Origin of the sequence: Anoxybacillus sp. CHMUD, from assembly GCF_013096965.1 — a bacterium.
In the GTDB taxonomy this organism is placed as follows: domain Bacteria; phylum Bacillota; class Bacilli; order Bacillales; family Anoxybacillaceae; genus Anoxybacillus; species Anoxybacillus kestanbolensis_A.
Genome location: NZ_SDLG01000023.1, coordinates 22,517 through 44,011, shown reverse-complemented (window position 1 = coordinate 44,011; position 21,495 = coordinate 22,517). Strand labels below are relative to the sequence as shown.

General features: G+C 40.9%; 20 protein-coding genes, 1 tRNA gene and 2 pseudogenes. 6 read left to right on the top strand and 17 right to left on the bottom strand.

The window, feature by feature from the left end; all coding sequences use genetic code 11:
- The first annotated feature begins 233 nt into the window (after positions 1-233).
- A complete protein-coding gene (locus tag ETB99_RS12785) occupies positions 234-440 on the top strand; it encodes an alanine:cation symporter family protein (RefSeq protein WP_375153720.1) in 207 nt (68 codons plus the stop codon).
- A gap of 166 nt (positions 441-606) precedes the next feature.
- Positions 607-801, top strand: coding sequence for a hypothetical protein (locus tag ETB99_RS12780; protein ID WP_171700758.1), 195 nt, complete (start codon positions 607-609; stop codon positions 799-801).
- Positions 802-1,032: 231 nt separating this feature from the next.
- Here the strand turns inward: ETB99_RS12780 and ETB99_RS12775 are convergent, their stop codons facing one another.
- From ETB99_RS12775 to csaA, 4 genes are all read right to left on the bottom strand, one after another.
- The gene (locus ETB99_RS12775) at positions 1,033-1,515 is read right to left on the bottom strand and encodes a hypothetical protein (RefSeq protein ID WP_171700757.1); all 483 of its coding nucleotides are present in this window, start codon (positions 1,513-1,515) and stop codon (positions 1,033-1,035) included.
- Between the two features lie 55 nt (positions 1,516-1,570).
- A complete protein-coding gene (locus ETB99_RS12770; RefSeq protein WP_171700756.1) occupies positions 1,571-2,773 on the bottom strand; it encodes a DNA polymerase IV in 1,203 nt (400 codons plus the stop codon).
- A 13-nt stretch (positions 2,774-2,786) separates the two neighbouring features.
- On the bottom strand, positions 2,787-3,956 hold the full coding sequence (gene chrA / locus ETB99_RS12765; protein WP_077428383.1) for a chromate efflux transporter: 1,170 nt from the start codon (positions 3,954-3,956) through the stop codon (positions 2,787-2,789).
- A 146-nt stretch (positions 3,957-4,102) separates the two neighbouring features.
- Positions 4,103-4,432, bottom strand: a complete 330-nt coding sequence (gene csaA / locus ETB99_RS12760; protein WP_077428384.1) for a chaperone CsaA — start codon at positions 4,430-4,432, stop codon at positions 4,103-4,105.
- A gap of 120 nt (positions 4,433-4,552) precedes the next feature.
- Between csaA and ETB99_RS12755 the strand changes: the two genes are divergently transcribed.
- Positions 4,553-6,637 (top strand): DNA topoisomerase III, encoded by a 2,085-nt coding sequence (locus ETB99_RS12755; RefSeq protein ID WP_171700755.1) that lies wholly within the window; start codon positions 4,553-4,555, stop codon positions 6,635-6,637.
- A 23-nt stretch (positions 6,638-6,660) separates the two neighbouring features.
- On the opposite strand, the gene merA is transcribed toward ETB99_RS12755, so the two are convergent.
- Both merA and merR read right to left on the bottom strand, forming a co-directional pair.
- Positions 6,661-8,274 (bottom strand): mercury(II) reductase, encoded by a 1,614-nt coding sequence (merA, locus tag ETB99_RS12750; protein WP_171700754.1) that lies wholly within the window; start codon positions 8,272-8,274, stop codon positions 6,661-6,663.
- Positions 8,271-8,678 (bottom strand): mercury resistance transcriptional regulator MerR, encoded by a 408-nt coding sequence (gene merR, locus ETB99_RS12745; protein WP_004890413.1) that lies wholly within the window; start codon positions 8,676-8,678, stop codon positions 8,271-8,273. The genes merA and merR overlap by 4 nt, the downstream gene beginning before the upstream one ends.
- A gap of 163 nt (positions 8,679-8,841) precedes the next feature.
- Between merR and ETB99_RS12740 the strand changes: the two are divergent.
- Positions 8,842-9,219, top strand: a pseudogene (locus tag ETB99_RS12740) (VOC family protein).
- Positions 9,220-9,350: 131 nt separating this feature from the next.
- Here the strand turns inward: ETB99_RS12740 and ETB99_RS12735 are convergent.
- The 5 genes and pseudogenes from ETB99_RS12735 to ETB99_RS12715 all read right to left on the bottom strand — a co-directional run bounded on the left by ETB99_RS12735 (position 9,351) and on the right by ETB99_RS12715 (position 15,802).
- A complete protein-coding gene (locus tag ETB99_RS12735) occupies positions 9,351-12,032 on the bottom strand; it encodes a helicase-related protein (RefSeq protein WP_171700753.1) in 2,682 nt (893 codons plus the stop codon).
- A 53-nt stretch (positions 12,033-12,085) separates the two neighbouring features.
- Positions 12,086-12,893: pseudogene (locus ETB99_RS12730) on the bottom strand (ABC transporter ATP-binding protein).
- A gap of 97 nt (positions 12,894-12,990) precedes the next feature.
- Complete coding sequence (locus tag ETB99_RS12725; protein ID WP_171700752.1) at positions 12,991-13,848, bottom strand: oxidoreductase; 858 nt, start codon at positions 13,846-13,848, stop codon at positions 12,991-12,993.
- Between the two features lie 89 nt (positions 13,849-13,937).
- The gene (locus ETB99_RS12720) at positions 13,938-14,831 is read right to left on the bottom strand and encodes a DMT family transporter (RefSeq protein ID WP_171700751.1); all 894 of its coding nucleotides are present in this window, start codon (positions 14,829-14,831) and stop codon (positions 13,938-13,940) included.
- 38 nt (positions 14,832-14,869) lie between these two features.
- Positions 14,870-15,802 carry a DMT family transporter gene (locus tag ETB99_RS12715; protein ID WP_171700750.1) on the bottom strand — a complete coding sequence of 311 codons (933 nt, stop codon included), beginning with the start codon at positions 15,800-15,802 and terminating at the stop codon, positions 14,870-14,872.
- Between the two features lie 123 nt (positions 15,803-15,925).
- Between ETB99_RS12715 and ETB99_RS12710 the strand changes: the two genes are divergently transcribed.
- Positions 15,926-16,807 (top strand): LysR family transcriptional regulator, encoded by an 882-nt coding sequence (locus ETB99_RS12710; protein WP_077428391.1) that lies wholly within the window; start codon positions 15,926-15,928, stop codon positions 16,805-16,807.
- 102 nt (positions 16,808-16,909) lie between these two features.
- Here the strand turns inward: ETB99_RS12710 and arsC are convergent, their stop codons facing one another.
- The 4 genes from arsC to ETB99_RS12690 all read right to left on the bottom strand — a co-directional run bounded on the left by arsC (position 16,910) and on the right by ETB99_RS12690 (position 19,336).
- Positions 16,910-17,326 carry an arsenate reductase (thioredoxin) gene (gene arsC / locus ETB99_RS12705; RefSeq protein WP_077428392.1) on the bottom strand — a complete coding sequence of 139 codons (417 nt, stop codon included), beginning with the start codon at positions 17,324-17,326 and terminating at the stop codon, positions 16,910-16,912.
- 15 nt (positions 17,327-17,341) lie between these two features.
- A complete protein-coding gene (locus tag ETB99_RS12700; protein ID WP_077428393.1) occupies positions 17,342-18,640 on the bottom strand; it encodes an arsenic transporter in 1,299 nt (432 codons plus the stop codon).
- 18 nt (positions 18,641-18,658) lie between these two features.
- Complete coding sequence (locus ETB99_RS12695) at positions 18,659-18,991, bottom strand: ArsR/SmtB family transcription factor (protein ID WP_077428394.1); 333 nt, start codon at positions 18,989-18,991, stop codon at positions 18,659-18,661.
- A gap of 204 nt (positions 18,992-19,195) precedes the next feature.
- Positions 19,196-19,336: a YrzI family small protein gene (locus tag ETB99_RS12690; RefSeq protein ID WP_006318510.1), complete on the bottom strand. Its 141-nt coding sequence runs from the start codon at positions 19,334-19,336 to the stop codon at positions 19,196-19,198.
- A gap of 450 nt (positions 19,337-19,786) precedes the next feature.
- On the opposite strand from ETB99_RS12690, the gene ETB99_RS12685 reads away from it, so the two are divergent.
- Positions 19,787-20,707 (top strand): CobW family GTP-binding protein, encoded by a 921-nt coding sequence (locus ETB99_RS12685; RefSeq protein ID WP_171700749.1) that lies wholly within the window; start codon positions 19,787-19,789, stop codon positions 20,705-20,707.
- A gap of 13 nt (positions 20,708-20,720) precedes the next feature.
- Here the strand turns inward: ETB99_RS12685 and ETB99_RS12680 are convergent, their stop codons facing one another.
- Positions 20,721-21,317 (bottom strand): ribonuclease H1 domain-containing protein, encoded by a 597-nt coding sequence (locus ETB99_RS12680; RefSeq protein ID WP_129000279.1) that lies wholly within the window; start codon positions 21,315-21,317, stop codon positions 20,721-20,723.
- A 74-nt stretch (positions 21,318-21,391) separates the two neighbouring features.
- Positions 21,392-21,484 (bottom strand) — tRNA-Ser (locus ETB99_RS12675).
- Between the last annotated feature and the right edge of the window lie 11 nt (positions 21,485-21,495).

Here is a 21,495-nt window from a genome sequence, read left to right as displayed (position 1 = left end):
AACCTAAAGGGGGAAAGCTATCGATTGCGGGAAAAAAGGCTCCAACAAGAAAAACAGAAGGATCAATGAGGTCCTTCTGGGGAATTTTAAACCGGCGATTTTGGGGAAAAAATAATCGGCCTTGACACTTTCTCCAAGTCAGAATTGAAAAAGAACAGAAAAGCGTATGAAAAAATGTACGACAAACGTCATTTACTTGTTTACAAATCGTTTGGGATTTAGCAGACTTAGCGATGGCGCTTATGGCATTAACAAACTTAGTAGCAATCGGTTTACTTGGTCGTATTGCATTTAAAGCGCTTGATGATTATATGGCAAAACGGAAACGCGGAGAAAATCCAGTATTCTATGCTGATGATATCGAAGGGTTAAAAGGTGTTGAATGCTGGCCAACTCGTAAAGAAGAACAAATGAAAAAAGCTGCTGGAAAATGGGTGTAACGAAACAGACCTGAGGTAATCCTTAGGTCTGTTTTTTACACAATGTATTGTAAAAGTTTACAATGTTGTAACAGTTTCAATCTTTTTTGTAATACAGGTTTGCATTATAATAATAAACGAAATGATTATAATGAATATATAAATAAATTGAGAGAGGAGGATGTGTATGAAACAGTACATCTTCACTTTTAGTACACACCATCAACAACCAGTTGTATGGGAAGAAGCCATTATTGCAGATGGCATGATGGATGCGTGTGTAAAAACGAAAAAATTGTGTCGCCAGTATGAACAAGAAAAACAAATTCCGATCCGTATTCAATATAAAGGTGTTCGCTATTGTAGTGAAGATATCGCATAAGTGACATAAGAAAGGACGGATTATATAGTGTTTGTTTCATCATAAGCCCGCAGCTGCTCATAAATACGTTAGACTGCGGGCTCATAATTTTTCTTCTGTCTCAAAAACAAAAGTTTACTTATGATATGAGATACAATCTGTTCAACTTCCTATAATTTATGTTATGTAAACTAATAATAAAAACAAAAACAAGGCAGTTGCTATTTATTACTGCCCTCTTAGGTTTTTTAGTTACACAATCTCGCTTATAACACATCCGGCAAGCTTATTCGCTATTTTACTGTTGCGAAATAACCAGTTTATTAAATGAGGCTCAGTGTTAAAAATTTCAACACTTACCTTCCCCTCAACAAATAGTAGAGCAAAGCGGACGCCAATTTTAATTAAAGAACCGTCAGAACCTTCAACGAAAAGAACGGTTTCGGAATAATGATAATCATCTAGATTACTTCCGAATTTCTTTTCATAATAATCAATGTTTTCACTTCGGTTCGGTCCAGCAATTTCCTTTAGAATTTGGTAGAAATCTTTAATGTTTTCCTTGAAAATTTCTGGATAAAGCGATCCATAAATTTTATTTCCATGGATAGTTAGTCGGAACAAACTTAAATCTAATCGTTTTGTTAAAAGCTGTTCCCATTCAGCTTGAGTTAAAGTCTTTTCTGATTCAGCCACAAATTCACTAATAATCCCTAAGCTATAATATGTACCCATAAATGCCTCCCATTTTTATTATTTTGCAATCGATTGTTTGAAAGTTAGTTTATTACTATAGATGTCTTAATTTTGTTGCTCCCCCTTTTTTTTCTACCAAGGCGGCACCTTTTTGAATTGCTGTGCCACCGAATTTTTTTCGGAGTTTCTCTACCGTTTTCCATAACGCTTCGGTTTTTGCTTCTTCTTCATAATGGAACAAATCAAGCTGTTTGACCGCTTCTTTGCGATCAAACACGTCTAATGCGGTAATGCCAAGCAAGCGGATAGGCTCGCCGTTCCAATGTTTTTTCAATAAATACGCCGCATAGCGAAAAATCTCTTCCGCTTCTTGAAATGGGTTGTCCCACGTTTTGCTGCGGGTGATCGTTTGGAAGTCGTGGTAGCGAATCGTCAACTGAACGGTTGCCGACACCACCCGCTTTTGTTTCATTCGTCGGCCGACAGACTCGGCTAATTGACGAAGGATATCCAAAAGAACCCGCTGCTCTGTGACATCGTACGGAAGAGTGATCGAATTGCCAATCGATTTCCGCTTTTCCCCTTCTTCTGGGTTGACAGGGCGATGATCGATCCCGTTTGCCCATTCTTTTAAACGAGAGCCATAAATTCCGAGAGTTTGTTGCAGAGCTATTTCGTTCGCTTTTGCTAAATCGCCAATCGTGGCAATCCCCATTGCATTCAGCTTTTTGGCGGTTTTCTCTCCTACTCCGTGCATCGTTTCTACCGTCAACGGCCATAGTACGTTCGGAACATCCCGTTTGCGTAAAACCGTGATGCCGAGCGGCTTTTTCATTTCACTTGCCATTTTCGCTAAAAATTTGTTCGGTGCAATACCGATACTGATAGGAATTTGAACCGTTTCAAGTAAATCTCGTTGGATATGTTCAGCCAATATAAGTGGATGTACCGATGCCATTTCTGTAACATCTAAATAGCCTTCATCGATAGAGGCCCGCTCAAGTAGCGGAGAAACGCGCTGTAAACGTTCAAACACTTGTTGACTGATTGCGCGGCAAAGCGAAAAGTTCGGTTTTCGCACAATAAGAGACGGGCACTTTTTCTTCGCTTCCCATAGCGGCATTGTCGTATAAATGCCAAGCTGCCTTGCGAGATAATTTGCTGCTAGCACAATCCCCCTTCGTTCTTTCGGATCGCCTGCAACAACAACAGGCTTCCCTTTTAACGACGGGTCATACGCCTCTTCGCAACTAGCAAAAAACGAATTACAGTCGATATGAAAAATAATGCGTCCCATTTCGATTCCCCTTCTAGATAAACGCGCCAATGATAGCGGAGACGATAACAACAAGCAAAGGCGGACATTTCCAAATCGCTAGTAAACAAAACGCCGCTAATGCAAGGCAAAAATCCGCTGGGGTTTGAATGGCTTTTGTCCATACTGGATGATACAGCGCCGCAAGCAAAATGCCTACCACCGCCGCGTGAATGCCATGGAATGCCGCTTGAAACCGTGCATGCTGACGAATCCATTCCCAAAACGGAAGCGTCCCGATGACTAATAGAAAAGACGGGAGAAAAATCGCAATCGTTGCGACAATTGCCCCTTTCCATCCGAAGCTTACCATCCCTAAATATGTAGCAAACGTAAACAACGGTCCCGGTACTGCCTGCGCCATTCCGTATCCCGTTAAAAATTGTTCGTTTGTTACCCATCCTTTCGTCACTACTTGCGCTTGTAATAAAGGAAGTACTACATGTCCTCCACCAAAAACAAGCGCCCCTGCGCGATAAAAGCTGTCAAAAAGCGCGACAAGCGGAGAACTCGTCAATTGTGCGACAAGCGGAAGCAGCCCAAGCAGTATAAAAAATATAAGTAAAAAGCTCACTTTTTTTCCTGAAGAAATAGAAATCGACGAAACCGCTGTGGGCGAATGGCTCCGATACAAAAGGCTTCCTAACATCCCAGCAACAATAATGATAACAACTTGTCCTCCAGCGTTTGGAAACAAAAAAGACAAAATAGCCGCCGCAACGGCAATCGTCGCACGCGAACGATCGAAAGCAAACGCCCTTGCCATTCCCCATACGGCATGAGCAACCACCGCTACCGCTACGACGAGCAATCCATGCAGCCAATCGATAGCAATCCCTTTGGAAAAATAGGCAAACAATAAAAGAATCAATGCCGACGGAAGCGTAAATCCTATCCATGCCGCAATCGCCCCGAGCATCCCTGCTTGCAAAAATCCAATGCCAATCCCGACTTGACTGCTCGCCGGTCCAGGAAGTAGCTGACATAACGCAACTAAATCAGCATATGTTTTCTCATCCATCCATTGTTTCCTTTTCACATACTCTTCACGAAAATACCCTAAGTGAGCGACAGGCCCACCGAAAGAAACCAATCCTAACCGCGCCGCTGTTTTCCATACTTCCCAAATCGGGTGTTTCTGGACGATGTATTTTTCAGGATTCAAACTAGCCCCCCCTTCTTAATAAACCTCAACAACTTTTAATAAATCGTTCCGACCACATTCCCTAACTATACAGCCCCCGTTTTTTGTACATAAAGATAATTACGAAGGTTGTCTCCTTCTTCTCGATGTTCTTGCTGGTGTAATAATTACCCCACCACCGTTCCGTTTTTCACAGGTGCGTCCGGTTGTAAAAGCACGACATCGTCTTCTTCCGGAATGCCGCCGAGGACCAATACTTCGGAGGAAAAGCCGGCGATGCGCCGCGGCGGAAAATTGACGACGGCGACGACTTGCCGCCCGATTAACTGTTCCGGTTCGTAGCGCCGCGTAATTTGTGCGGAGGAGCGTTTCACGCCAAGTTCGCCAAAATCAATTTCTAATTTGATTGCCGGTTTGCGCGCTTCCGGAAACGGTTCTGCTTTTACAACTGTACCGATGCGAATCTCTAGTTTTAAAAAATCTTCAATCGTTGCCATATACATCCCCACTTCATCCTATTTTATCACACTTCTTAACTCGTTTGAAATATGAAAGGTGCAAAACTCCCCCCTTTCCGCTATACTGAACAAGTAGTCTTGTGGCTAGGAGGAAAACGAATGAAATCACTAGTTCTTGCCGAAAAGCCGAGTGTGGCACGAGAAATTGCCCGCGTACTTGGCTGTCGGGAACAACATAAACATTACTTGGAAGGACCGAACTATATTGTCACATGGGCGCTTGGGCATTTAATTGAATTGAAGATGCCAGAGCATTATAACCCAGCATATAAAACGTGGCGGCTAGAAGATTTGCCGATTATTCCGGAAAAAACGGGACTGAACGTCATTCGACAAACGAGCCATCAGTTTCGCGCTATCGAAACACTAGCAAAACGCCCAGACATTAAAAACTGCATCATCGCCACCGACGCCGGACGGGAAGGCGAACTCGTTGCACGGTGGATTTTGCAAAAGATTCGTTGGAAAAAACCGTTCCTTCGCCTTTGGATTTCGTCCCAAACCGACCAAGCGATTCGCGATGGGTTTCAACATTTAAAACCGGGGAAACAGTTTGATCGGTTATATGAATCGGCAGTGTGCCGGGCAGAAGCGGATTGGTTGATTGGATTAAATGTGACGAGAGCGTTAACGACCAAATACAATGAACCGCTTTCCGCAGGCCGCGTCCAAACACCGACGCTTGCGATGATCATCGAGCGGGAAAAAGAAATTCAGTCGTTTCAACCGGTGCCATATTGGACGATTCATGCCAACGTCGGGTCTGTTCCTGCTGTTTGGGAGCGTAACGGGGAAAAACGAATTTTTTCGAAAGAACTAGCGGAACAGCTATATGAAACACTAAAAAACAAGCAAGCAACGGTTATTTCTGTTGAACGAAAAACAAAAAAAGAGCCGCAGCCGCTCCCTTACGACTTAACGGAACTGCAGCGGGACGCAAACAAACGATTTGGCTTTTCTGCGAAAAAAACGTTAAGCGTGCTACAACGGCTCTATGAACAGCATAAACTCGTCACGTATCCGCGCACCGACTCGCGCTACTTAACGACCGATATGGAAAACACGATGCTTGAGCGGCTAGAGGCGATGAAATCTGGATACGGAGACGAAATGGCTTCGCTTTTAAAACATAAAGGGAAAGTGATGGCTCAGCGGGTATTTGATAATAAAAAAGTAACCGATCATCACGCGATTATCCCGACGGAAGAGCGGCTGGATGTCGGCAAGCTTTCTGCCGATGAACGAAAACTATATGATTTAATCGCTCGTCGCTTTTTAGCACTTTTCTATCCAGCGTGCGAATATGAAACCGTTCAAGCTGTTTTTGAAATCGACGGCGAAACGTTTATCGCACGCGAAACGCGAGTAGTGAACGCCGGGTTTCGATGCATTCTAGAAAAGCAAGAAGAGAAAATGACTTTCCCTATTTTTAAGAAAGGCCAAACGGTTTCTGTTAGGCTAGAGAAAAAAGAAACGCTAACAGAACCGCCTCTTCGCTGTTCCGAAGCCGACTTGTTGTCACAAATGGAAAAATACGGACTCGGTACGCCAGCGACGCGGGCTGACATTATTGAACGCCTTATCGAAACGGAAACGGTCGAGCGAAAAAACGGGCGGTTTTATCCGACACCGAAAGGAAAACAATTAATTGAACTCGTGAACGAGGAATTAAAATCGCCACAGTTGACCGCAAAGTGGGAAAAAGAATTAGAAGCAATTGCCCGCGGGAATGGTGATCCGAAAACGTTCCTCCAAAACATCCGCAAGCAAACGGAGCGGTTAGTGGCGGAAATCAAACAAAGCGATCGAACGTATCGCGCCCATAATTTAACTGGCTCGATGTGCCCAGAATGCGGGTCGTTTTTAAAAGAACGGGCAACAAAAGAAGGACGTCTGCTTGTATGCGCGAATATGGCCTGCCGATTCCGAAAACGAAAAGATCCAAAACTTTCGCATCGTCGCTGCCCACAATGCAAAAAACGGATGGAAATTCATGAAGGAAAAGCAGGTATCTACTTTCAATGCCGCCCTTGCAATGTTATTGAAAAAGCAGAAGAACAGAAAAAAACAAAACTTGGCCAAAAAGAACGGGCGTTATTGAAAAAATATAGTGCCGAGAATGATTCGTTTGGCACAAGTTTAGGAGATTTGTTAAAACAAGCGTTAGATAAGAAAAAAAACTAGAGCCGCTTCTGCATGGAAGTGGCTCATCCTGCGCAACAAGATAATTTTTCGACATCTTGGTCGAACGTTAACGCCGCTAGTTTTAATCCTTCTGCCATCGTTAAGTACGGCGCGAGCGTTTCGCGAAGGTCGTCTATCGTTAAGCCGAGTTTGACCGCGAGTGTCGCTGCATAAATGACTTCTCCCGCATGTTCTGCTACAATGTGGACTCCTAGCAATTTCCCTGTTTTTGCATCTGTCACTAGTTTAAAGACACCGATCGTTTCGTGATTGACAATTGCTTTCGGGACAGCTTCTAACGGCAAAACAGATGTTTTTACTTCGTATCCTTTTTCTTTTGCTTGCTGTTCCGTTAGTCCAACCGTTGCGACCGCCGGAGAACTAAATGTAACCGCTGGGATGGTGTCAAGCTGAGCTTTTTTATTTTGGGCACCAACGGCGTTTGCTGCGGCAATCGTTCCTTCGTATGCGGCGACATAAACAAATTGTGGGCCGAGTGTGACATCTCCCGCTGCGTAAATGCGCGGATTTGTCGTTTGTAAATAGTCATTAACAATAATTTCGCCACGCGAACCCGTTTTCACCCCAGCCGCTTCTAAACGTAACGCTGCAGTATTCGGTGTTCTCCCAGTGGCAATCAGCAATTCGTCCGCTTCGATCACCTGTTTTTTTCCATCGACTTCTATATATATTTTTTTGACGTTTCCGTCTTGTTCGACGCGTTCAAAGGACGCTCCTGTGAGGAGGTGGATGCCTTGAGTCGTGAGCGCTTTTGTCATCGCCTCTGAAACTTCTGGCTCATATGTTTTTAATAGTCGTTGGCTCCGTTGCATCAATGTGACTTCAGAACCAAGATGATGAAACAGTTGGCCGAGTTCGATACCAATATAACCAGAACCGATGACCGCTAATCGTTTCGGTACTTCTTTTCGTTCAAGTAGCGTCGTGCTTGTGACGTAATCCACACCCGCAAGCCCAGGAATATTAGGAACTGCCGGAGAAGCACCTGTGGCAATCAGGAAGCGGTTCGCTGATAATTTTTTCCCATTGACTTCTACTGTCGTTTCGTCTAAGAATACCGCTTCTCCTTGTATGAGCGTAAATCCATATTCGTTGATGAGATTTACATATTTCGTTTGGCGTAGATCGCGCACTAATTCATTTTTTTGCTCGATTAGTGCAGATAAATCGACCGTTCCTGCAGACGTATGCAGCCCAAGAAACGGATGATTTTTTGCTAAGTAGTTTATTTCTCCTGCCCGGAGCAACGTTTTTGAAGGGACACAGCCGATATTAACGCATGTTCCTCCTATCGTTCCTCTTTCAATCATGACAACTTTCGCCCCGTACTTGCTTGCCTCGATTGCCGACGCAAAAGCGGCAGCACCAGAGCCAATGATGATGTAGTCATATTCTCTTGTTGCATCAACTTCCCCTGCTTCTATCGGCTCATAACCAGCCATAGTTATGGCTTGTTTTGCCGTTTCCACGTTGGCATGAGGAAGTTCAAACACCGCTTCTCTACGACGAAAACTAACATCAATGGATTTTGCGCCGATTTGTTTAAGAATCGAAGCAATATGTTTTTCACAGCTTGGACACGTCATTCCTTCAATGCGCATCATATATCTTTTCATGTTGAAAATTCCTCCTCAATTAGCATTTCAATCATCGGGCACTCGTATAACGCTTTTTCGTCCGGGCACCGCTTCTGCAAGTCTTGTAGCACATGTACTACTCGCTGCAAGTCTTTGATTTGCTTTTGCACTTCTTCCACTTTTTTCGATACAAACACATACATATTCGCGCATCTTTCCTTATCTTGATCGACAATGCCAAGTAGCTGATGAATTTCCGTTAAAGAAAATCCGAGTTGTTGCAGACGTTTAATGAATTGGACGCGCTTTGCATCTGCATCTGAATATAAACGATACCCCGCTTCTGTTCGCATAGGGAGTGGAAGTAGCTGTCGCTTTTCATAATAGCGGATCGTTTCTTTATTCACGCCACACCGTTTGGCTAGTTCGCTAATCCGATACATTGAATGACCTCACTTCCAATTTAAGTATAAACTTTGTACTAAGGTACATAGTCAAGTTAGTAAAAAATTCTACTATTGACAATGAATTGTGAATTGGCGATAATTAAATACAAGAACATATATTCGTTTTTGGTGTTCTACAGTTATAAGGGAGCGTGTATTTATGGAACAAAAAATTATGACGTGCCTCATGTTTTCTGGGCAAGCAGAAGAAGCGATTCGTTTGTATATGTCCGTTTTTTCTCCGGCAGAAATCGAACAAATTGTGCATCAAGAAAACGGAATGGTGCTTCATGCCACGTTTCTATTGAAAGGGCAACGGTTGATGGCGATTGATAATCACGTCGAACATCACGAGTTTACGCCTGCGATGTCTCTATGTGTCACGTGTGATACAGAAGAAGAAATTGACTGTGCTTTTGAACAACTATCCTAATCAGGAAAAGTGCTCATGCCGCTAGGTGCCTATCCATTTTGCAAAAAGTTTGCATGGGTAGAAGACCGATACGGTGTATCATGGCAACTGTCTCTCGGAAATTAGTAGCTAGAAGAAAATAAGCTGTTGACACAAGCTCAACAGCTTATTTTTATCTCATCCGCTTTTATATAGAAGGAAATAAGTTTTTATATTGTTCATTTATGAAAAATTCTCCTAGAAAGATAAGCAGCAAATTAAAAAGACATCTCCACATACATATATTCATGACAATGATGGCAATGTGGATATGGAAAATCCCAAGGCAATTCCTGATTGCAAATTTTACATTTTTTCATATAGCGTATCAAATGTTTAGATAGTACTTCAAATATTTTTTCAGAAATTTTTTCTTTTAGTTCAAAAACCTCTTCTTCGTTAAAAGACAACGATTGAGAATAAGCAAATGACGTAAATAACATAAGCTGTTTATAGCCGTTCTCCAATTCATCAATTGCATCGACCGACGTAAGGATAGGCGGCAGAGCTACCTTCCCTTCCGTTAAATATTCTCTAATCATCGTTAGCCAACAATCTGTTATCTTCGTTTCTTCGATTGAAAACGGAACGAAACAGAAAGATAATTTCTTCCAAAGAGGAAGTTCGAGCTTCATCTTTTTCAATGCTTTCTCTAAAACGAACATTTTTCTTTCCCATTCGCTTATTTCACGAACACGATAAGGCGTTTCTTTTAATTCGTTTTGATAAAAGCTCCATGCCCGTTTGAATAAATCGAATGATTCGTAAGGAAATTTTTTTAGTGATTCGATTGATATAGGGAGAAAACTATATTCAATAGGAGCTACCGGCGCCTCTAACAACTTTTTTATTTTTTTGCGATTTACCATAGCGCAGACGAACCCTTCTTCATATATTCCTTTTCTTCCTGCTCGTCCTGCGATTTGCTGTACTTCTTCTGCTTTTAACGTTCGAACGGCTTTCCCATCAAACTTTTCACTTTCCATAAAGATGACTCTTCGAATAGGAAGATTCATTCCCATGCCGATAGCATCGGTTGCTATTAATATATCGGTTAACCCTTTCCGAAATTGCCTGACTTGTTTTCTTCTTGTTTCAGGAGGCATGCTTCCGTACAAAACCGAGACGTTATATCCTCGTTTTACGAGTGAAGCGGCAACATGGAGAACGTTCTTTTTTGAAAAAACAATAAGTGCATCTCCTTTTTGCAAGTCATTTGGAAAAGAAAAATCCTTTTCTTCCCAAATGAGTGGAGTGGTACGTTTGTGTTCGATTACTTCAAAATCAAACTGATGGTAAGTTAGCAGTGTTTGAAGCAAGCCAACAGCATGCGGTGCAACAACCAAATGAATTTCTTTCGCTTTCGCCCCGATAATCGCTTTGACCCAAGCAGCCCCCCTCGTTTCATCCGCTAATAATTGACATTCATCAATAACGACAACTTCAAATTCCTCGTTGACATTCACCGACTCGACCGTTGCGCTTATATGTGTACTGCCATGTACATTTTTTCTTTCTTCCCCTGTTATTAAGGCACATGCAATACCGTGGGAACACATCTCTTCAAACTTTTCTAACGCAAGCAATCTCAATGGGGCTAAATACATCCCTGTTTTCGCTTGAAGCAACCGTTGCATCGAGTCATATGTCTTTCCAGAATTAGTCGGACCGACATGAACGACATATTTTTTGTGAACCGATGAAGCGGAAAGTGATAAAGGGTGGTCAAAAATTTGCTTGCTTATCGCCTTTAAGTGGCGGTTAAACTCTTTAGAATGAAGAAACGAGCGTTCAAATTCCTCCATTGATGTAAACCACGTACTCAACCAGCGGTTCATTTTCTGTGGATTCCATTCTATTGAACATTGATATTTTTCGTTTAGCAACTGTACATACGTATACGCAATTTTAGATAAAATCGCTTCGTATTCCTCTTTCGTTCTTCGTTTTTTATCCACTTCTTTTATAAAAGTCGGATAGTGCCGCATTTTATCAAGAATTATTATCATCTCTTTAGAACAACTATTCTCGAGCAAGCGACAGAGCTCCTCCCATTCATCGTACAGGGCTTTTGCTTCTTTTTTTACTTCATGGAGCCATATGCCTACGTGTTGATCAATAATGGATTCACAAACTTTCCATATAGATGTTTGACGAATGGCAAGAAAGGCTTGGGAGCGAGTTTTTATTTCGTTCGTCAATTCTGTTTCTACGTATTTAACTATTTGTGCTAGGTGTTCTTCATCCACCACATCAAAAAAGGCTTGTACTAGTTTCTCGCTCGAAAAAGCTGTTATCTTTAATGAATCATCTAACAGCATTTCCCCGTACTCCTCTTGAATTTGTTTTTTTATCTGTTCCTTTCTTGCAAATAACCAAGAAGATAGAGCATTGTTCAAAAAATGCAAATCCACTGGTTTTTCTATTTGTTTACATAACTGTTGAAACGGATATTCTTTGCGATAGAGAAATGACAATTCATACTGGCCAAAATGCTCAAGCAAATCCAATGTGATTTCTTCAATTTCCCAGTCTAATAGCTCATTTACCCCATAAATAAGGTCTTCCATGTCCATTTCTTCTACCTCATTTGACCACCCTTGGGTGATGAGATACGTACGTACTTCGTCCACTCCTAATTCCCTCACACAATCAGCAAGTAGGTCATAAAGAAACGTTTGTATTTTCTCTTCGCATCGATTGAATAAATTTTCATCGAAACAATACAGATCTATATCGTCCCAAACGTCCTTTACTGTACGAAAAGGTTCGGGCGTAATTTCTAACGACACCAATTCTTCTTTTATAAGATGAAAGATGTCTTCTTCCAAAATCGCAAACCGATGACTTAATCGCGCTTGTAATTTCTCTAGTATATTTGTTGGCTTCTTTACAGACATTGAAATGAAATTTTCCTCCCTTTTCTCATTCATTTTATGCCTTTCGTCATCCTTTATTTTCCTATCTGCTGAAGTGTAGGGCTGTTTTTAATTGATACCCACGGGCGATTATGTTCCCAACGGACGTGCACATCTATTTGAAACGTTTCTGACAAATAATTGTCGGTGAGTATTTTTTCTTTTTTGTCCGGCTGCTATAATTTTTCCATCTCTTAATAATAAAACATGGGTCATTTCTTCGATAATTTCTTCAATATGATGTGTGACATATAACACGTGGCATACTTTTTTTATGATAACGTCCCTAATGAGTGCCAAAAGTTCTTCTCGTGTCAACATATCTAGTCCTACGGTTGGTTCATCCAATATGAGCAGCTTTGGCTTTGCCATTAGTGCTCGAGCAATCAGTACTTTTCTTTTTTCTCCTTGCGATAAGGTGCGATACGTTTTTCCTTTTAAGTAACCGATTCGAAAGACATTCATCCATTGTTCGGCTTGGTGGAAATCTTTGTCTGTGACAGGCTCATACAGCCCAATCGAAGCAAATTTTCCGCTAACAATTACCTCTTCCGCCGTTTCCGATTCTAATGTAGGTTGAAATCTCTCAAACGAGTTGCTTACAAACCCGATGTGTTTGCGAAGTTCTGGCAAATTTGTTTTTCCAAATCGGTGCCCTAATACGGAAACTTCTCCTTTTGATGGGTATTCATAACCTAATAAAATATTAAGTAGCGATGTTTTTCCTGAACCATTTAACCCGAGAATGACCCATTGTTCATTTTCTTGCACTTCCCAATGTAGACGGTCTAAAATGACGCGCCCTTCTCTAATAAATGAAACATTTTTCATCTCAACAATCATTCCTCTTCCCCCTTGTTTCATTCTGATCTAAAACACTTTGTCAATGATTTTATAAAATTTTCAAAATGTATGTTTTCTGTAGCTGCATATGTGGTACTTATTTTTGTTTAAGCGATTTCATGACAATCCATTCCCACCACTTCCATGGCAACCAGTTTTTCAGTCTTAACGTCAATGTGACCCCTCTCCCTACGGGGTAGCGCAAACGAGGAGTCGACGATTGGACGACTTTGATTATTTGCCTAATGACTTCATCAGGAGGTGGAGCTGTTTTAGCTACTCGATTCACGTATTGCATAATGGTTTTCATTTCTTTTTCATATGGCGAACCTGAACGGACGGACACTCCTTGAAGTCCTTTCGACCAAATGTTTGTTTTGAATGACCCAGGCTCGATTAAGACGACATGTACTCCGTACGGCAACATTTCTAAACGAAGCGATTCGCTAAATCCTTCGACAGCAAATTTTGAAGCGACATATGGCCCAATCGCCGGAAAACCGATTCGTCCGCTAATGCTGCTAATGTTGATAATCTTACCGCTACGTTGCGTTCGCATAATCGGCAAAACAGCTTTTGTGACGGCAACTAACCCAAAAAAGTTCGTCGCAAACTGACGCTCCCACTCTTCAATTGAGAGTTCCTCGACAAAACCACCAACGGCAAACCCTGCGTTGTTAACTAATACATCGATTCGTCCATAGCGATTAGTTACATCATTCACGACCGATTCCACCGTAGCGAAATCGGTGACATCGAGAGATATGACTTCTATCCGATCGTACACGCCGGCTTCAGACGCCACGGTTGTAAGCATTTCTTTGTTTTGCATGTTTCGCATCGAAGCAACGACTCGATATCCTTCGTGCGCAAGTGCAACACTGACGAGTAGTCCAAACCCACTCGAGGCCCCTGTCACTAGCGCCACCGATGGAGAGTTTACCTTTTGATTCACAACAATCCTCCTCGCTACGATAAAGACATATTTATTGGAATTAGATAACGATAGGTAATATTCCTGCCATTTTGAAAAATCGACCTCCATCACGTACTGATGGAGGTCGATTTTTTCTTTGGTTTAAGTTCTTTTGTTGTGACAACAAGCATAGCTCCACTCAACACAATCAGTCCTCCAATCATTTGAATAGACGACATGCTTTCATGTAAAAATACCATCGATAGAAGAAACGTCACGACCGGTTCTATCATACTTAAAATCGCTGCTTTTGTCGGACCGATGATATTCATTCCCGCAAAAAACGTCAGCATCGCCAAAACGCTTGAAATAAACGATGTTCCGATAATTGGAATCCATCCTTTTGCGTCAAATTGAAAATGTAATGTTCCCGACCACATTCCAAAAACAAAAAAAGAAAAAGCAGCAAAGAGTGCGATATAGGCGCTCGCTGTAATGGGTGGAACGTGTGCGGTTACCTGATTTCCAACGATAATGTAGATCGAATAAACCATCGCTGCTCCAATGGCTAACGCAATGCCGAGCGGCTGAATTTTTCCTTCTGGTGCTCCTAATACAAGCAACATACCTAAAAAAGAAATGAGAATCGCTATGATGATGTGCTTTGTTAGCTTTTCTTGATTAGTAAAAAACGAAAAAACAGCGACAAATACTGGGTTTAAATACAGCAATAAAGCCGCGAGTGAAGACGGAATATATTTTACTGCCTGAAAATAAAAAGAAGATTGCATCATATAGAAAATGCCGCCTAGTAAAAATAAATACAATAAATGTGACCGCGAAACCTTCCAGTTTTTTTCTTTTAACAATAAATACAGAAAAAAGAAGAGCGCAGCCAGTGCAAAACGTAAAAACAACAAGGTCGTCACAGTGACACCGCTGTCGTATGCGTATAATGCAAAGATGGGAATGAACGCAAATCCCGTTGCTGATAACAATATAAGTCCATATCCTTTCCACATACTTTTTGCACCTCAAACGTGACTATTTTTACAAAAATTTATGTGTTTGCTTCTTTTTTGTTGAGAGAAAACAACACGTTTTCTTGTTTGCTGTAAATATTAAGTAAAATACCACTAAAGACAAACGCTGCACCAATAATATGAGTGAATGTCAAATGTTCATTAAAAAACATCGTACCCATCACAGTAGCAGAAATAGGCATGACATTAATGAAAACAGAGGCGGTTGAAGCACCTACTTTTTGAATACCGTTATACCACCAAACGAAGCTGATCGCTGAAACAAAAATAGCAACGTATAGAACGCTCAACCAAACATCCCATCCGCTCGCTTCGATGGATGCAAAGGAAGTATAATATAGCGCAAACGGCGCTAGAAATAGCGTCCCAAAACCTGTTGCATATGTTGTTGCCGCAAGAGGACTAAACTTTTTCATCGCGATTTTTCCAATGACAGAGTATGTACTCCAGCTAAGACATGCCCCCACTAGCACGAGATCGATTGGGGAGAATCCTATGTCAATAAGCACAGAAGGGTGACCATCTGTAATAATATATATAGCTCCAAATACTGCAAGAAACATTCCTAGTACGCTTCTTCTGTTCAATTTTTCTTTTAAAAACAACGCAGATAAAAGCGTAATGAGCGGTGCATTGACTGCAATGACTAATGAACTTTTGACAATTGGTGCATATTTTGTAGCGATAAAAAAGAAAATGTTATATAAAAATACTCCTGTTAGGCCAAGAAGTGCTAACACTCCCCAGTCTTTTTTTATAGGGATGGGTCTATTTGGTTCTTTCCAATGTAATAGCGGAAATAAAATCAAACTAGCGCCGAAAAAGCGAAAAAAAGCAACTGACACCGGATGCAAAGTCGTCGTTGCGATTTTTCCAGCAACGAAGGCACCACCCCAAATGGTAGTGGTTAAAAATAAAAGTATATACGTGTTCAAATTTTTTGTTGACATGAAATATCCCCCTCGTTTATCTTTACATTTCTGTTATAATCAATTTTACAAGTATTTGGTCATAGGTGTTATTGATAATAATTGATATCGTTCATCAATATTTTTGATGGGGAGTTGGGGAGTATGAATCTTGATTATTTGCATACATTTCGTGAGGTAGCGAAATGGAATAGTTTTACGAAAGCTGGTGAAATGTTAGGATACGCCCAATCGAGTGTGACAACACAGATAAAAAAGCTAGAAGAGGAATTTGGTGTTGTTTTGTTTGAACGTTGGGGCGGGAAAATTAAACTGACATCTGCCGGGGTGGAACTACTTGAATATGCAAATAAGATTGTTAGTTTGATTGATGAGGCGAAACAAAGTCTTTCTGAGCAAACGGAGCTCGCTGGGAGTTTATCAATTGGCACGATTGAGTCAGTCGCTGGGTTTTATCTCCCACCTTATTTACAAGCATTTAAGCAAAAGTATCCGAGAGTAAATTTGCTGTTGCAACAAAACATTTGCAATCGGCTTGTCGAAGGAGTAAAGGAAGGGAAATATGATTTAGCTATTATTCTCGATGAAGAACGTGAAGACCCTGATTTACATGTGACTGTTATTAAACAAGAGCCGCTAGTTCTTGTTGCTAAACCAGACCATCGTTTAGCCCAGTTAGATGAAGTGGATATACGTATGTTAGGTGATGAAAAGCTTATTGTGACTGAACAAGGATGTAGTTATCGAGAAGTCATCGGAAATTTGTATCGTAATCATAGTATTCGTTTTGAGTATACGATTGAACTAGGGAGTATTGAAGCAATAAAACGATGCGTCGCCTATGGACTTGGCATCGCTTTTTTGCCACTTATGGCTGTAGAGTCTGAATTAGAGAAAGGGAGTTTAGTTCGCATCCTTCTTCCCGAGGCCGATATACACCTCTCCCTTCAACTTGTATACCATCGTAAAAAATGGTTGTCACAATCAATGAAACAATTGACGAGCCTCTTAGTGGGAGAAATTTAAGGAGAGCCAAACGGGGATCTTCTCGTTTGGCTCTTTAAGTTTACATAATTAAATTATGGGAAATAGATTGGATATATAAATCATAAGTTTATATTCGGCGTTTTACTCTCCTGTTTCCGCAAATCGCTTAATTCGCGCGCCAATTTCATCACGAACACGCTGGAAAACAACCCATTTTTCTTCTTCGGTCCCTTCTGCTTTCGCTGGATCGTCAAACCCCCAATGTACGCGTTTTACGTGCGGTGGTGTGACTGGACAATGATCAGCTGCATGTCCACATAATGTAACGACTAAATCGGCTTTGTTTAAAATTTCCGGATCAATGATATCGGATGTTTGTTTTGAAATATCGATGCCCACCTCTTTCATCGCTTTTACGGCGTTTGGATTTAAACCGTGTGCTTCGATACCAGCGCTATATACTTCCCATTCATCACCGAGATATTTTTTTGCCCATCCTTCCGCCATTTGGCTACGACAAGAGTTTCCTGTGCATAAGAAATAAATGACTTTTTTCATTGCAATCGACTCCTTTTAATGAATAATAAGTAACCATATATATAACCCAACGAGCGTAATAAATAATGTTGGGATAGTTAAAATTAAACCGTTTTTAAAATAAGTGCCCCACGTAATTTTTACTCCTTTTGTTGAAAGGACATGTAACCAAAGAAGTGTCGCGAGTGAGCCAATTGGTGTAATTTTTGGTCCTAAGTCGGAACCGATCACATTGGCATAAATAAGCGCTTCACGAATAATTCCTGTCGTATTTGTATCAGCGATGGCTAGTGCATCAATCATAACCGTTGGCATGTTGTTCATCACAGATGATAAAATGGCTGCGATAAACCCCATAGCAATCGTTGCTACAAACAACCCTTGCTTAGCGGCTCCCTCGATCAGATCAGCTAGAATGTTCGTTAGCCCGACGTTGCGTAATCCGTATACAACAACATACATTCCGATGGAAAAAAACACAACAGCCCACGGCGCTCCTTTTACTATTTGTTTCACATGGACAACTGGACTACGTTTCCCCATCCATAAAAACAATAACGCCACAGCACCAGCAATAAACGAAACAGGGATATTTACAAATTCACCGACAAAATAACCGACTAATAAAACCGCAAGAACGATCCAAGACAAGCGAAACATGCGCACGTCTTTAATCGCTTCGTATGGTTGTTTAACATGGGATAAATCATAACGTTTTGGAATGTCTTTTCGAAAATATAAGTAAAGTACCCCGATGCTCGCTGCGAGCGAGAAAAAGTTTGGAACGATCATCCGTGATGCGTACTCACCGAAACTAATACGGAAAAAGTCCGCAGAGACAATATTGACAAGGTTGCTGACAACAAGCGGTAACGACGTCGTATCAGCGATAAATCCGCTTGCTAAAATAAATGGTAATACGTTTCGTTCATCAAATTGTAATGCACGCACCATAGCTAATACGATGGGTGTTAAGATGAGTGCAGCGCCATCGTTTGCGAAAAATGCAGACACTAAAGCACCGAGAATTGAAACAAATACAAACATGCGAATGCCGTTTCCTTTTGCAGCACGTGCCATATGTAATGCTGCCCATTCAAAAAAGCCAATTTCATCTAAAATTAAAGAAATAATAATGATTGCAATAAAAGCAAGCGTCGCATTCCAAACGATGTTCGTTACATCGATGACATCTTGAACATCAACAACCCCAAGGAGCAACGCTAATAAGGCGCCACCGCACGCCGACCAACCAATCGATAAATTGCGTGGTTGCCAAATAACAAAAACGAGGGTAACAAGAAAAATCAGTGATGCAAGAATAACGGAAAGCAAAAAACCACTCCTCTCTTTTTATTCGCACTGAATACGCATTCCTTTTTCCTTAAGTTGACGAATGTGTTCTTTTGGATCTAGCAAATAAGCGAAAATGCTTTGCATCATTGGATAAAACTCATGTTTTTTATTTAGTGAATAAAATACCCACTGCGCTCTTTTTGTTTCTTTCACTAAACCGTTATCTTTTAGTTTTCGTAAATGCTGGCTAATGGCAGGTTGGCTCATCTGTAATAGTTCAACGAGCTCACATACGCAACAATCTGCTTCATTTAGTATAGCCATGATCGTGAGTCTTGTTTTGTCGCCTAATAGCTTTAACATATTTGCCGCCTCTTCGATGTGATACATAATACCCCCTCCTTCATCCGTAAATTATTATATAATTATATACTTATATAAACAAGTAAAGATTTTGTAAAGAAAAAAGAGCTGATCCACTGATCAACTCTTGTCGCATAAAACTAATCGTCATCTACCGTCCATGTTATATTTGTTTTTGTTTGCTGTTGTTTCATTTTTCATTCTCCTTTCAACATGTATTTTTCGTCTAAATTAAAACAATTGGTACATTGAACATTTTCGATCCATCATCTTTTCTTCAACTTGTCGAATCAGCTGCTCTCGCTCTATTTCTTCAGCTGTCCATATTCGTCGTTGAATGGAAATCGTTAAAAAAAATAAATGAAATTTCATGATTTACTCACCCCCTTTCAGTAAAAAAAATCCGTTGGACAAAATCTTTTCGCGGATGGCACAAAAAAACGCAGGGAACACATCCTTCCCTGCGACATGCGATCGCTTGTGAAAAGGTGAATGATTTTCACATCGGGAGGGCAGGCCAATCTTCTTTGTTCAATTGCGCCATGTACTTCTGTCATTGTTGTCATAACTCTTTCCTCCCTTCCAAAATCAATTGATGTAGTAAATTATATACACGATAAGATAAGTTTGTAAATATATAATAAAAATTTTTCCAAACAGATCACGAAGATATGTATATGAAAGAAAACAAAAGGTATGCAAGGACAGATGCATCATTTTTTGTCTTTTAAGCAAATTGTCCATCGATGTACGATATATTTTCTTGTGCTATTTATTATTTTTGACTATGATCAAAAAAGAACATGTAGAAGGGAGATCTTTATGAAACATACAGACATATATATCTTATCCGGATTTCTTGGGAGTGGTAAAACGACATTATTAAAGCGGCTACTGCAACATGAAAAAGAACATGGACGGAAAGTCGCTGTTGTGATGAATGAAATTGGCCAAGTGTCCATTGACTCACATGCTGTTTCAGAAGATGCTGTACTAAGCGAATTATTAAGCGGCTGTGTATGTTGTACCATTCAAGATCAATTTGAAGTAGAGCTTTATTCCCTCCTTCAAAAACACGAGCTAGATGTCATTTATATTGAAACGACAGGGGTAGCACATCCTGTTGAAGTGCTCGATGCGTGTATGTCGCCATTGTTTGCTGATCGCATTCAAATGGGGGGTATTATTACGACAATCGACGCAACACGTTGGATGAATCGTCAACAACTCTCCATTCCCCTGCAAATGTTGTTAAAAGAACAAGTTCGTCACGCGGATGTATTAATTGTCAATAAGACAGATGAATTACGCCCAGAAGAACAAGCAAAATTATCGTTTGAGTTACAAACGATCAACAGCGAGGCGCGCACAATTTTCACAACGTTTTCTAATGTGCGAATGGAAGATATTCATTTGTTATCGAAGCGGATGAGAAACGAGCATGAGCGAATGAATATCGAAAGACTACGCATTCAAACATACGTACATACATTCACAAGCCCAATTGACTTAGACGTGTTCGAACACTGGGTACGACAACTTCCTGATACTATTTACCGCATGAAAGGATTTTTACGCTTTACTCATACAAGTGGAGTTTACTCCTTTCAGTATGCATACGGTACACCGCTTTATATGAAAGAGGAAATGAATGTCCCGTTACATTTTGTCATAATCGGTGAACAATTGGATAAACAAACACTAAAACAACAACTCGATAATATGCAAAAAGGAGAAGGTTAATATCCCTCTCCTTTTACTTTCGTCCAAAGTCCGCTTTAATTTCTCCCCATTGCTCGGTTTCCCATTTCATAATTTCATTTGTATAATGGTGCGTGCGCAGCCACGCTTCAGCACGTTCAACAAGTTTCCAGACACGTTCTGTTTCAGCGTTGCGAACGAGCGTTGTATTCGCTTTTTTTCCTTTTACCCATTTTATAGCTGTTGCCGAATCAGAATAAATCGGCAAACTTTTGTTTTGTTGTTGTAACCATGCTAATGCGTGGACAATGGCTAAAAACTCCCCAATGTTATTTGTTCCGATCATCGGTCCAACATGAAACAACTCTTTCCCTGTTTTCGTATGTACTCCTCGATACTCCATCCATCCTGGATTTCCGCTACATGCCGCATCTACGCAAATACTTTCCTCTACATAGTTCGTTGCAAGCACTTTATTTTTTTTCGTTCGGTTTACAAACGGACCAGACGCAAATGCTTGTTCTGCTTCTTCCCTTGATGAAAATGAGCGATACTTTGCTCCAGGAATACCAATGACGTACGGTTTACACTCGTCCCAAGAAGAAAAAATACCTGTTTTCGCCCCTTGCCAAACGACATAATATTTTTTCAATTTGTCACATCCTCACGAATTGGAATAAAGAAACAAAGTTGAAGGTCACAAAAGAAGGAATGAAAGAGGAGATATGGCGGAGGAGGGGGGATTCGAACCCCCGCGGGCTTTGACACCCCTATCGGTTTTCGAGACCGACCCCTTCAGCCGGACTTGGGTACTCCTCCGTACGTTGGGG